This is a genomic window from Caballeronia sp. NK8 (assembly GCF_018408855.1).
Taxonomy (GTDB): Bacteria; Pseudomonadota; Gammaproteobacteria; order Burkholderiales; family Burkholderiaceae; genus Caballeronia.
In genome coordinates this window covers 168,653-180,658 of sequence record NZ_AP024324.1, presented here as the reverse complement: position 1 = coordinate 180,658, position 12,006 = coordinate 168,653, and the positions used below count along the sequence as shown (strand labels likewise).

The following is a 12,006-nucleotide window of genomic DNA, read 5'->3' as shown; positions in this document are numbered from 1 at the left end:
GAAACGCAGCATGAATATCGAAGCCATCCGCGCAGCCACGCCGCTGACCGCCACCACCGTCTACATGGACACGGCCGCCGCGTCCCTGCCGCCCGATTCCGTGCTCGACGAGGCACGTCGCTATCTGCTCGACACGGGGCACGTGGGCATCTACCTGCCCTCGTTCCGCAAGGAAACCTACGCCCGCGTGGACGCCGTGCGCGGCGAACTCGCCGCGTTCATCGAGGCGGGCGCGCATGAAATCGCCTTCACCAAGAACGCGACGGAAGCCATCTCGCTTGTTGCGCACGGCATTCGCTGGCAACCGGGCGACGAGATTCTCGTCGCCGATACCGAAATGCTCAGCAACCTGTTGCCTTGGCGCCGCCTGGAACACACGCACGGCGTAGTGGTGAGAATGATCGCGGCTGACGCGGCCGGCATGCTCGCACCGGAATCGTTCTCCGCCGCCATCACGCCACGCACGCGGCTCGTCACGTTCTCTCAAGTGCCCAATTCCACCGGTGCGGTTCAGCCCGCCGCGAGCATCTGCAAGGTAGCGCGCGAGCACGGCGTGATGTCACTCGTGAATGCGTCGCAGAGCGTCGGCATGTTGCCCGTCAGCGTTGCGCAACTCGACTGCGATTTTCTCGCGGCGTGCGGGCGCAAGGCCCTGCGCGCGACTGAAGGCTCGGGCTTTCTTTACGTGCGAGAGGCGCATATCGACAAGCTGGAGCCGGTGCTCGCGGGCTGGTGGAACGGCACATTCGACCGCACGACGGGCGCGCTCTCGTTCGTGGCGAGCGCGCGACGCTTCGAAGCCGGATGCCCCGTCGTGCCGGCCATTCTCGCGCTCGGTGCGGCGCTGCGTTACGCCCGGGAAATCGGCATCGACGCGATCGCCGAACGCGTGCGGGCGTTGACTGCATACGCGGTCGACCAGTTCTCGACACTGCCCGGCTTCGAGCTTTACGGACCGACGCATGTCGCGCAACGCATCGGCATCGTGCCGTTCAACCTGCGCGGTGTCGATCCTGCCACGCTCGTGTCGGCGCTGGAGGCGCAGCACTGCATCATCGAGGCAGGCGGCTTCATGGCCGACACCATCCTCGCGCGATACGGCGTGAGCACGATGGCCCGCGTGTCGCTGCACTACTTCAATACGCACGACGAGATCGACCGCGTCGTGCAAATCATCCGCGCGACGCTCGCCTGAGCGCCAGCATCTGATTCGATCAAGGAATACGCCATGACCCAACGCATCCTGCTGATGAGCAGCTCCCGAAAGGACCAGCTCGGTTATCTCGAGCACGCCACCGAGCAGATCCACGCGCTCCTCCAGCGCGAACCTCTCAAGGTGCTCTTCGTGCCGTTCGCCGGCGTGACGTTCAGCTTCGACAGCTACGAACAAATCGTCAAGCCAGTGTTCGAAGGTCTCGGCTACGCGCTCGAATCGATTCATCACAGCGCGGACCCGCTGGCCGCGGTCGAGAGTGCGCAGGCCATCGCCGTCGGTGGCGGCAATACGTTCGCGCTCCTCAAGCGCATGTATGACGCGGGCATTGTCGATGCAATCCGCGCGAAAGTCGCGGCGGGCACCCCGTACATGGGATGGAGCGCGGGAAGCAACGTTGCGTGCCCCACGATCCGCACCACCAACGATATGCCGATCGTGCAGCCGCCGACGCTGCGCGCACTCGGCCTCGTGCCGTTTCAAATCAATCCGCATTTCATCAGCGGCAAGCCGGCCGGGCACAACGGCGAGAGCCGTGAGGAACGGCTTGCCGAGTTCCTCGACATCAATGCGCCGGAACAGGTATTCGCGCTGCCGGAAGGCTCCGCATTGCTGTCCGACGGCGCCACCGGCACGGTCCTCGGCGAACGCGGCGCGCTGCATTTCGTCAGCAAGACTCAGGTCGAGACGTTGGGCGAACACGCGACCTTCCCGTTGAACTCGATCACGGGTCCGTCGGATATCGATCAGTGGCCGACGTTGCGGCGTTGATCGTCCGCCGCCTTTCTTTCAGAGGCGGCAATTTTTGCCGTTCACGATTAGGATGTCTAAATTGAAAACAAAGATAATTGCGCTCGCCGTGCTTACGGGCTTCGCGGCTGGCGCGCAGGCACAGTCGAGCGTGACGCTGTACGGCGTCATGGACGTTGCATTGAGCTATCAGACGCACACTAACCCGTCCGGCGATTCGACGATCGGGCTGCAGCAGGGTAACGAGGGCTTCCTCTCGGGCAGCCGCTTCGGGCTGAAAGGCGACGAAGCGCTCGGCGACGGCTGGCGGGCCGGTTTCACGCTCGAAAACGGCTTTCTTGCGAATACCGGCAAGCTGGATCAGCAAGGACAGCTATTCGGACGCCAGGCGTTCGTCAAGCTTGGCCGTGAGCGCTGGGGCGACCTCGCGCTCGGACGTCAGTACACCACCGCGAATACCATGCTGTACTACGTCGATCCGCTGGGCGTCGGCGCCGCACCGAGCAACTCGTGGCAGGTGTATCTGGTTGGCCAGCGCTACGACAACGCGATCAGCTACACCGGCGCGTGGGGTCCGATGCAGGTGATCGCGGAATACGCGGCAGGCGGCATTGCCGGCGAAACGCGCGCGCGTTCGTCGATGTCGCTCGGCGTCAAATACGCGTCCGGACCGATTACCCTGATCGGTGACGCGCAACAGACGAACGACACGCAGAGCCGTCGTGCGCGCATCTATCTCGGCGGTGTCAAGGCGACGATCGGCAATGCGAGTCTGTATGCGAACTACCTGCACAGCAATCGCGACGCGGGCTTCGATTCGTCCAACGGCGGCACCGATACGGCGTCCATCACCAGCATGGCCTCGGGCTCACCGACCGCGGCGGTCGCGATCAATTCGGTGTTCAGTCAGCGGCGCAGCGACGATTTCTTCACGCTCGGCGCAAGCTACCGCGCTACCCCGAGCTGGCTCTTCACCGTCGCCGGGATGCAGGACCGCACCCACGCCGACGGCTTCGACGGCACGCGCACGACCACATACGGCGTTGCGGACTACAGCCTGAGCAAGCGCACCGATGTTTATCTGGCCACCGCCTACGAATGGACGAGTGGCGGATGGTCCGGGCTGTTCGGCAATACGACCACGAATGCTTCGGCGGCCAAGGGCGTCACGCTCAACGGCAGGAGCGAGCAGCTCTCCGTGATGCTCGGCCTTCGGCATTTGTTCTGACTCCCAACAAACGATCGATGCGGCCCGATGCGCGCCGCATCGGCTCTCTATTGAGGTACTTCACATGGCTTTGAAACAGACCCTCGTCATCTTCGACGCGCTCGATAGCGCCACCGTTACTGGTCACACCATCGCCGAGATTTTCGAGCCTTATAACGGCCACGGCGTAACGGTCGAAGTCAGGTCCATCAAAAACGAACCGCCCGGCGATCCCGCGAAAAGCACCGATTTCATCACGATCGTGATTCCGGGCACGCACGGCAAGAAGACCGGTGGCCAGGCCCGCACGCTCGGCGTCGTCGGCAGGAATGGCGCGATCGGCGCGCGCCCGGCGAAGCTCGGCATGGTATCGGACGCGGACGGCCCGATCGGTGTGCTTGCCGTAGCGCTCAAGCTCGCGCAGATGAAAGCGAACGGCGACGCGCTGCCCGGCGACGTGATCGTGACGACTCATCTGTCGACCGACGCACCCATGAGCGAGAACAACGGCGTGCCGTTCATGGGGATGCCCGTCTCTTCGGCGACGATGAACGAATACGAGGTGTCGGCCGAGATGGACGCGATTCTGTCGCTCGACGCGTCCAAGGGCAACCGCATCGTCAAGCATCGTGGCTTCGCGCTGTCGCCGACCGCGATGCAGGGCTACATCCTGCGCATGGCGCCCGATCTCGTCGCGATCATGGAATCGACGACGGGCCAACCGGCCGTTACGTTCCCGATTTCGCTGCAGGACATCACGCCCTATGACAACGGGCTGTCGCATTTCAACAGCATCATGCAGCCGCACGTTGCCACCGACAAACCCGTGGTCGGCGTGGCGATCACCGCGCGATCGGTCGTGGGCGGCAGCGATTCAAGCGCCAGTCACGAAGTCGATCTTGCGGAAGCAGTGCGCTTCACGACCGAAGTCGCAAAACGCTATACCGGTGGTGCGTGCGAATTCTTCGATGCCAGCGAGTGGCAAAAAATTCGCAGCATGTACCCGGATCTGACCGCGTTTCAGGGACGTGGCAAAGCGCTTCACGCGTGATCTTTCGCGGCCGGACGCACGCGCGCAGGATTGCCGACAGCAGTGGCGCCCGCCGGCACGTCGCGCGTGACGATGCTGCCCGCGCCGATCAATGCGTCGTCGCCAATCGTCACGCCCGGCAGAATGATCGCGCCCGCGCCGATCCACACGTTACGTCCGATCCGCACGGGCCGCCCGAATTCCAGGCCTGCCGCGCGGACGGCCGGGTCGCGAGGATGATCGGCCGTCAGAATCTGCACGCCGGTTGCAATCTGCGTCATGTCGCCGATCTCGACCTGAACGACGTCAAGGATGATGCAGCCGTAATTGAGGAACACCCCGGCGCCCAGACTGATGTTGTAACCATAGTCACAATGAAACGGCGGCCGGATCATGGAGTCCGGTCCAATCGCGGCGAGCCGCTCTTGCAGGAGTTCGTATCGCTCCGAGAGCGGCATGTCGATGGCGCCGTTGAAGCGCGCCATCCACGCGCGGGCTGCTGCCTGATCGGCCTGAATTTCGGGTGCGTTCGCCGTGTACAGTTCTCCGGCGAGCATCTTTTCTTTCTCGGTTCTGCTCATGATCCTCTCTCCAGTCATCCCGCTCCGGGTACATCGCGTCGGACCCATCGAATGTTCAAACGTTCGGACTGAGGCCACGCACCGAATTCATCAGACGCCAGCGCCCGCGAACAGCGCCACTGTGATCTCGACGAATCGCTTCACCGATGGCGCATTCTCCCGCGTCCTGTAAGCAATAGCGAGTTCCGCTTCCTCGTGATAACCCGCGACCCGCAGGAACGCGACGTCGGCCGGCGCGAGCGACTTCATCGATTCCGGGACCAGCACGACGCCGTAGCCCGCAGCGGCCATGCAAAGCGCCGTCACGAAATCGGCGACGCGATGGCGCGGCGAAGCGTCGAAGCCGCCGAGCCGGCCGAGACTCGACAGGTTCTCCGCGAAGCCTTCACTCTCGCTGAATTGCGGAACGATGAACGCGGCCTCGCGCAATGCCTGCGGACGCACGATCCTGGACGCGGCGAGCGGATGATTCGACGCCAGCGCGATCATCAGCGGCTCGCGCTTCACGACGGTCGCCGCGACGCCGTCCGGGTACCGCGATCTGGAGCGCAGAAACCCGACATCGAGCCGGCCGTCATGCAGGCATTCGAGCTGCCGCGGCGTCTCCATGGCCATGATCTCCATGTCGACATGAGGACAATCCGCGCGAAAGCGCTTGAGCGCCGCCGGCAGCAGGCCCGTGGACACGGCCGAACCAATGTAGCCCAGCGAAACGTTGCCGATTTCCCCTCGCGCCGCGAGCTTGCCGACCGACTCGGCGCGTTCGAGCTGGCGAAGCGCGAGCACCGCCTCCCGCAGAAACGCCGCGCCGGCGTCCGTCAGGGTGACGGCCGAACGCTTGTTGCGGTTCAGCAGCCTGACGCCGAGCGCGGTTTCGAGCTTCTTCAACTGATCGCTGAGCACGGACTGCGCGACATTCAGCCGATCCGCCGTCCGCGCGAAGTGAAGATCCTCGGCCAGCGCCACGAAAGCTTTCAACAGGCGGCTATCCATTTAATCGCTTTTTCGGATTAAAAATGAGGTTTCTGGCAGTTTAACCGAACACAGGATCGACGTGAAATAGCGGCATCTATCACATGGAGCAATCGATGAACGCGCCCGTCGAAGTCAGTGTCGTCCAGACGCATTTCCGCATTCACGCCCATCCGCAGCACGCTCGCCTGCGCCGCATCGAACTCGACGAGGACAGGCTCACGCGCTTTTTCGAGGCCGTGAAGGATGTCGATGTACAGAACCTGCAATACGTGCCCTTCATGCGCTTCATGCTGGCGCACGAACTGGACCGCGCGTTCGGTGGCGCGCTCGGCTCGACGCTCACGCAGATCGCGCGCGATCGCTCGAGCGGTGGATTCACGACCGGCGTGCAAGGCGTGACGTCCGATAGCGACGATTTCGTCCGCTTCGGCACGGCCGTCGCGCATCTGCTCGGACCGGGCAATCACGACGCGATGTCGGGAACCTACTACGCCCGCTTCCTCGTTAAAGACACTGACTCGAGCGATTCCTACCTGCGCCAGGCCTACCGCCTGTTCTCGCTGCACACGGACGGCACCTACGTCGAGGAAGAGACGCACTGGCTGCTCATGATGAAGTTCGACGAAACCAACGCGCGCGGCGGCGAGTCGCGTCTCATGCATCTCGACGACTGGACCGAACGCGACCAGTTCGCGCTCGATCCGATGGGCGCGCTGCCGTTCGTCTACAAGGCGCCCGGCTCGAAGAACGTCAGCGCCGCGGTCGAGCGCCCGCTGTTCTTCCATTCGGAATTCGGTCTGTCGATGGCCTTCATCGACCAGTTCGTGCAGCCGCGCACGCTCGCCGAGGCGCGCTTCCTGCACGCCATGTCGAACTCGATGGAAACGTCATGCGCGACCCGCGAAATCTCGTTGCCGGTGGGCGAGCTGATCGTCGCCAATAACTATTTCTGGCTGCATGGACGCGCGCCGTTCGAGAAGCATCCGCAACTGCATCGTGAATTGATGCGCCAGCGCGGGACCTTCGCCCAATGAGCGCCCACGTTTCCTTCCGCGATGCCGATGCGGACGTGATCGTGATCGGCGGCGGCATCATCGGCGCGTCCACCGCGATGCAGCTCACGCAGCGCTATCCCGCGCTCAAGGTGATCGTGCTCGAAAAGGAAGACGCGCTCGCCGTGCATCAGTCCGGCCACAACAGCGGCGTGATCCACGCGGGCGTCTACTACGCGCCCGGCAGCCTGAAGGCGGAGTTCTGCCGCCGTGGCGCCGCCGCCACCTATGCGTTTTCACGCCGCCACGGCATCCGCTTCGAGCAGTGCGGCAAGCTCATCGTCGCGACGAACCGGATCGAAGTCGAACGGCTCAAGGATCTGTTCGAACGATGCCGCCAGAATCAGTTGCAGCCGCAATGGCTCGACCAGAACGAACTGACGCGCGAAGAGCCGCGCATCGTCGGCGAAGCGGCGATACGCGTCGCGTCGAGCGGTATCGCCGACTATCCCGCCATGACCCGCGCCATGGCGCGGGTCGCGCAGGAGAACGGCGCCGAGATCATGCTCGGGCAACGGGTCGTCGGCATGAGCGAGGACGACGATGGCGTCGTCGTGACGACCGCAAGCGGACGCTTTCGCGCGAAGCACGCGATCGTCTGCGCGGGCCTCATGGCCGATCGCCTCGCGCGCATGTGCAAGCTCGACGTCGACTTCCGTATCGTGCCGTTTCGTGGCGAGTACTACCGGCTGCCCGCATCGAAGAACGATATCGTGCGGCATCTCGTCTATCCGGTGCCGGACCCCGCGCTGCCGTTCCTCGGCGTGCACCTGACGCGCATGATCGGCGGCTACGTGACCGTGGGCCCGAACGCGGTGCTCGCGATGGCGCGCGAAGGCTATCGCTGGCGCGACATCGACGTCTCCGATCTCGCCGAGATGGCGTCCTTCGGCGGATTCTGGAAGATGCTCAGGACCTACGGTCCGTCGGGCATCTCGGAGATGCGCAATTCGCTCTGGAAAAGCGGCTATCTCGCGCTGTGCCGCAAGTATTGTCCCGAGCTCGCGCTCGAGGACCTCGAACCCTACCCCGCGGGCGTTCGCGCGCAGGCCGTGTCATCGAGCGGCGCATTGATTCATGACTTCCTGATTCGTCCATCGAAGCGAAGCCTGCATGTCTGCAATGCCCCATCTCCTGCCGCGACTTCGGCGCTGCCCATCGGCGAATATCTCGTCGACGCTTTCGCCAACGCATTCGATTTCGCGCCGCAGTCCGCAGTGGCTGCGTGACGTTAAAGCGGTCAATACGAGGAAACTCATGAAAGACATGTTCATTTGCGACGCCGTTCGCGATCCGGCGCACGCTACGCGCTTTGCACGATGTGCATCGGCGTCGGACAGGGCATCGCCATCGCGCTGGAGCGCGTGGCTGCGTAGGCCTTGCGCGTCGTAATTTTATTTATGTCGACATGAATAAATCGAGCGCCTATGATGGAGGCTACCGGACAATGAAGAGAATCAGGAGACATGCAGATGATCAAGATTGAAAAGCTCACCGCCTGCATTGGCGCTGAACTGTCAGGCGTCAATCTGGGCGACGCATCGCGCGATGCGTCCTTGTTTGCGGAGATCAAGGCACTGTTGCTGCAGCACCGCGTGCTCTTCTTCCGCGACCAGAACATCTCCCGCGAGGAACATGTCGCGTTCGCCCGCAAGTTCGGTGATCTCGAAGATCATCCGGTTGCGGGAAGCGATCCGGAACATCCCGGGCTCGTGCGGATTTATCGATCGGATGCGAAAAACCCCTACGAAAACAACTTTCACACCGACGGTTTGTGGCGGCCGGAGCCTTCCATGGGCGCGGTGCTTCGCTGCATCGAGTGCCCCGAAACCGGCGGCGACACGATCTGGGTCAATATGGTCGAGGCCTACAAGCAGTTGCCGGAAGAGATCAAGCGCCGCATCGCGGGCCTTCGGGCGAAAAGCAGCATCGAGCATTCGTTCGGTGCGGCGATGGATCCCGAGGAGCGCAGAAAGCTCGCTGCGCAGAATCCGGACGTGGAGCATCCCGTCGTCCGCACGCACCCGGAAACCGGCGAGAAAGTCCTCTACGTGGGAAGCTTCACGACGCACTTCGTCAACTTCCATACGCCCGAGAATGTCCGCTACGGCCTCGACAAGACGCCGGGCGCGAGCCTTCTGCTCAACTATCTGCAAAGCCAGGCGCTGATCCCCGAGTATCAGGTGCGTTTCAGATGGAAACCGAACAGCATCGCGGTCTGGGACAATCGCTCGACGCAGCACTACGCGGTCATGGACTACTGGCCGGCCCCGCGCAAGATGGAACGCGCAGGCATCATCGGTGACAAGCCTTACTGAAGCATCGCGACGCGTCGCCTCGACGCGTCCTGAACAGCAGCACGGCCAGCGTATCCGGTTCATTCATCGGATATCGCTGGCCGTGTTCTTTTTACTGCGCTCGCGGCGTCAGGCGGTCTTGCGCAGAAAACCCTGATTGCCGCCATTGCGATTCGGCGCGAAGCCGTTGGCTTGCAGGGATTCCTCAACGGTGTCGTAGAACACGCCGATGCGCGAGATCTCGCGCGCCTGCCGCGCCGTCGCGATCTCGCGTCCGAATTCCCGTGACATACGCACCAGTTGCTCGATCTGCTTCACGGTGCTGATCTTCTCCGTGCGCGACTGGTTCCAAAGACAGTCTTCCGTGCCGCAGCGCACATGCAGACCCATGGAAATGCCCCACATGTTCACCGGCAGCACGTTGCGCACGTTGCTTTCCACCGTGACCACCGCGCCATCGGGCACGGCGCGAATGAAGTTGGCGAGGCTGTAGACGTTCGGCGTATCCATGCCGCCGGCTATCGCGACCCAGTTCATCACCAGCGGGCCCTTGTAGAAGCCGCGTCGCATCAGGCGTTCGACCGATTCGAAACTGTTGAGGTTGTAGCACTGGAAGGCGCTCTGAATGCCCTTGGCCGTCAGACGCCGCACGTGTTCCTCGACCCATCCGGGCTGCGCGGGAACGGTCATTTCCTTGTAGGCATTGAACAGCGCGGGCTGCTCGCGCGACGTGCCCTTGAAGTCCGCGTCTTCCGCCTGATCGGTGACGTTCATCTGGGACGTGTTCACCGTCACGGTCACCTGATCCGGCTTCGGTTCGAGTTCGGCCAGCATGTGGCGCGTATCGTCCGACAGCCATTTGGCAGCCTGCCCTTCGTCCTCGGGAGCGAACGAAATCGAACCGCCGACCTGGATGATCATCTCCGGCACCGCCTTGCGCACGCCTGCGATGAGCTGATTGAACATGGACAGGCGCTTGCTGCCCTTGCCATCCAGCTCGCGCACGTGCAGATGCAATACGGTGGCGCCCGCGTTGTAGCAGTCCACCGCTTTCTGGATCTGATCTTCCATCGTGACCGGAATGTCTTCGGGGAAGTCACCGGGCAACCATCCGGGCGCGTACGGCGCGGCCGTGATGATCAGCGGTTGCTGGTTCTCGGGAAAGAGATGACCGTCAAGAAAATTCATGTTGATTTCCAAATTAGAGGCAGATTTGCTTGCGGCAGGCAGACGGCGCGCAGAGGCGTTGATTGCGTCCGCCGTGGTGAGCGGACGTGGACGATGCGGCGCAGCGCGTGACGCTAGCGCGGCGCGGCAAGCTGGCCGATGAGTTCGCCGGCCATGGGCCATTCGCCATGACCCGACGCCGGATTCAGATGACCGACATCGCCGAGTTCGACGAAGCGGCTTGCCCACGACCGCGCGAATTCACGGGCGCGATCCAGCCGCGTCAAAGGGTCGTTGCTGCTCGCCGCGACGATGCTCGGAAATGGCAGCACGCCGCGCGGAACCGGCAGCCATCCGTGTTCGCCCAGTGCGTCGATCGTCGGATAGCCGGGCGGCATGGGCGTTTCGAGATCAGCGGGCGCAGCGAGCAATGCACCGTGAATCGCGTGCGTGGCGCAGCGCTTCGCCCAATGCGCGAGCATCATCACGCCCGCACTGTGCGCGACGACGATGACCGGACCTTCGATCGATGCCAGTGCGCGATCGATCGCAGCGACGCGTGCAGCGCAACTGAGCTTGTCATGCTCGAGCGGCGCGACGCTTCGCACGCGCGGCAGCTTCTGCGCGAGCAGCGTCTGCCAATGATCCGCCACGTGTTCGCGCAAGCCCGGCACGATGAGCACGGTCGCAGAGGTGATATTGATCTTCTCCGTCACGGCACGAGCACCGTGGAACCCACCGTCTTGCGCGATTCGAGCGCGCGATGCGCGTCGGCGGCTTGATCGAGCGCGAACATCTGCCCCGGCTCGCTCTTGATCTTCCCGGCCAGCACGAGATCGAAAAGCTCGCGAGCCATCGACAGCATGTGCGAGCGCGGCGTCGCGTAATGCACCATCGCCGGCCGCGTCACCCAGAGCGATCCCTTGCGAGCCAGTACGCGCGTGTCGATCTGCACGGAACCGGACGACGTGCCGTTGCTGACCAATGTCCCGCGCACCTGCAGGCTGTCCAGCGACGCTTCCAGCGTGTCCTTGCCCACCGAGTCGAACACCACTTCGACGCCCTTGCCATCGGTAAGCTCGCGCACGCGCTCGGCGATGTTTTCCCGCGACGTCACGATGGTATGCGTGCAGCCATTCGCCTTTGCCGCTTCGGCCTTCGCATCCGAGCTGACCGTGCCGATCATCGTGACGCCCAACGCGCGCGCCCACTGACAGGCGATGAGTCCGACTCCGCCCGCGGCAGCGTGATACAGGATGGTTTCGTGGCCCTTGAGCGGGTAGACCTGGCGAAACAGGTACTGCGCGGTCATACCTTTCATGATCAGCGTCGCGGCCGTCTTGTCGCTGATGCCATCGGGCAAGGGAATCAGCACATCCGCGGGCATCACGCGAACGTCCGAGTAGGCGCCCTGCGGCCCGAGCAGATAGCCGACGCGGTCGCCCACCTTGATATCTTCGACGCCTTCGCCGATGGCTTCGACCACGCCTACTGCATCGGAGCCGAGGCCATTGGGCAGCGCAAGCGGATATTGCCCCGTGCGGAAATAGATGTCGATGAAATTGACCGCCACGAAGGTGTGACGCACGCGCGCCTCGCCAGGGCCGGGTTCGCCGACCGCAACGGTTTCGAGGCGGAGGACTTCGGGGCCACCGATTTCATCAAAGCGAATCGCTTTTGCCATGTTCAACGTTCCTTGGTGAATGATTCCGGGATGGTGCGAAGCGCTGTCGG

At 63.3% G+C, this 12,006-nt stretch carries 12 protein-coding genes; 7 read left to right on the top strand and 5 right to left on the bottom strand.

Features of this window, described 5'->3' with window-relative positions:
• Positions 1–10: 10 nt before the first annotated feature.
• The 4 genes from NK8_RS22430 to NK8_RS22415 all read left to right on the top strand — a co-directional run bounded on the left by NK8_RS22430 (position 11) and on the right by NK8_RS22415 (position 4,221).
• Entirely contained in the window at positions 11–1,195 is a 1,185-nt protein-coding gene (locus NK8_RS22430) for an aminotransferase class V-fold PLP-dependent enzyme (RefSeq protein WP_213231192.1), read from the top strand.
• A gap of 33 nt (positions 1,196–1,228) precedes the next feature.
• Positions 1,229–1,984, top strand: a complete 756-nt coding sequence (gene pepE, locus NK8_RS22425; protein ID WP_162068938.1) for a dipeptidase PepE — start codon at positions 1,229–1,231, stop codon at positions 1,982–1,984.
• Between the two features lie 52 nt (positions 1,985–2,036).
• The gene (locus tag NK8_RS22420; protein WP_213231191.1) at positions 2,037–3,191 is read left to right on the top strand and encodes a porin; all 1,155 of its coding nucleotides are present in this window, start codon (positions 2,037–2,039) and stop codon (positions 3,189–3,191) included.
• 64 nt (positions 3,192–3,255) lie between these two features.
• Positions 3,256–4,221 (top strand): DUF1177 domain-containing protein, encoded by a 966-nt coding sequence (locus tag NK8_RS22415; RefSeq protein ID WP_213231190.1) that lies wholly within the window; start codon positions 3,256–3,258, stop codon positions 4,219–4,221.
• Here NK8_RS22415 and NK8_RS22410 read toward each other — a convergent pair.
• Together NK8_RS22410 and NK8_RS22405 are read right to left on the bottom strand one after the other, a co-directional pair.
• On the bottom strand, positions 4,212–4,781 hold the full coding sequence (locus NK8_RS22410) for a sugar O-acetyltransferase (protein ID WP_213231189.1): 570 nt from the start codon (positions 4,779–4,781) through the stop codon (positions 4,212–4,214). The two genes, NK8_RS22415 and NK8_RS22410, sit on opposite strands and share 10 nt — an antisense overlap.
• A gap of 90 nt (positions 4,782–4,871) precedes the next feature.
• Complete coding sequence (locus NK8_RS22405; RefSeq protein ID WP_301549889.1) at positions 4,872–5,759, bottom strand: LysR family transcriptional regulator; 888 nt, start codon at positions 5,757–5,759, stop codon at positions 4,872–4,874.
• A gap of 110 nt (positions 5,760–5,869) precedes the next feature.
• Here NK8_RS22405 and glaH point away from each other — a divergent pair, with 110 nt between their 5' ends.
• The 3 genes from glaH to NK8_RS22385 all read left to right on the top strand — a co-directional run bounded on the left by glaH (position 5,870) and on the right by NK8_RS22385 (position 9,126).
• Positions 5,870–6,790, top strand: a complete 921-nt coding sequence (gene glaH / locus NK8_RS22400) for a glutarate dioxygenase GlaH (protein WP_213231185.1) — start codon at positions 5,870–5,872, stop codon at positions 6,788–6,790.
• On the top strand, positions 6,787–8,037 hold the full coding sequence (lhgO, locus tag NK8_RS22395) for an L-2-hydroxyglutarate oxidase (protein ID WP_213231184.1): 1,251 nt from the start codon (positions 6,787–6,789) through the stop codon (positions 8,035–8,037). The genes glaH and lhgO overlap by 4 nt, the downstream gene beginning before the upstream one ends.
• 246 nt (positions 8,038–8,283) lie before the next feature.
• The gene (locus tag NK8_RS22385; protein WP_213231501.1) at positions 8,284–9,126 is read left to right on the top strand and encodes a TauD/TfdA family dioxygenase; all 843 of its coding nucleotides are present in this window, start codon (positions 8,284–8,286) and stop codon (positions 9,124–9,126) included.
• Between the two features lie 108 nt (positions 9,127–9,234).
• On the opposite strand, the gene NK8_RS22380 is transcribed toward NK8_RS22385, so the two are convergent.
• The 3 genes from NK8_RS22380 to NK8_RS22370 form a co-directional block, all read right to left on the bottom strand.
• Positions 9,235–10,293 carry a 3-keto-5-aminohexanoate cleavage protein gene (locus tag NK8_RS22380; protein WP_162068931.1) on the bottom strand — a complete coding sequence of 353 codons (1,059 nt, stop codon included), beginning with the start codon at positions 10,291–10,293 and terminating at the stop codon, positions 9,235–9,237.
• 113 nt (positions 10,294–10,406) lie between these two features.
• Entirely contained in the window at positions 10,407–10,976 is a 570-nt protein-coding gene (locus NK8_RS22375) for an alpha/beta hydrolase (protein ID WP_213231498.1), read from the bottom strand.
• An 8-nt stretch (positions 10,977–10,984) separates the two neighbouring features.
• Complete coding sequence (locus NK8_RS22370) at positions 10,985–11,956, bottom strand: quinone oxidoreductase (RefSeq protein WP_213231182.1); 972 nt, start codon at positions 11,954–11,956, stop codon at positions 10,985–10,987.
• Positions 11,957–12,006 lie beyond the last annotated feature (50 nt).

Coding starts and splice junctions, on each gene's coding strand:
- NK8_RS22430 (WP_213231192.1), top strand. CDS start 11: ATGAATATCGAAGCCATCCGCGCAGCCACGCCGCTGACCGCCACCACC.
- pepE (WP_162068938.1), top strand. CDS start 1,229: ATGACCCAACGCATCCTGCTGATGAGCAGCTCCCGAAAGGACCAGCTC.
- NK8_RS22420 (WP_213231191.1), top strand. CDS start 2,037: ATGTCTAAATTGAAAACAAAGATAATTGCGCTCGCCGTGCTTACGGGC.
- NK8_RS22415 (WP_213231190.1), top strand. CDS start 3,256: ATGGCTTTGAAACAGACCCTCGTCATCTTCGACGCGCTCGATAGCGCC.
- NK8_RS22410 (WP_213231189.1), bottom strand. CDS start 4,781: ATGAGCAGAACCGAGAAAGAAAAGATGCTCGCCGGAGAACTGTACACG.
- glaH (WP_213231185.1), top strand. CDS start 5,870: ATGAACGCGCCCGTCGAAGTCAGTGTCGTCCAGACGCATTTCCGCATT.
- lhgO (WP_213231184.1), top strand. CDS start 6,787: ATGAGCGCCCACGTTTCCTTCCGCGATGCCGATGCGGACGTGATCGTG.
- NK8_RS22380 (WP_162068931.1), bottom strand. CDS start 10,293: ATGAATTTTCTTGACGGTCATCTCTTTCCCGAGAACCAGCAACCGCTG.
- NK8_RS22370 (WP_213231182.1), bottom strand. CDS start 11,956: ATGGCAAAAGCGATTCGCTTTGATGAAATCGGTGGCCCCGAAGTCCTC.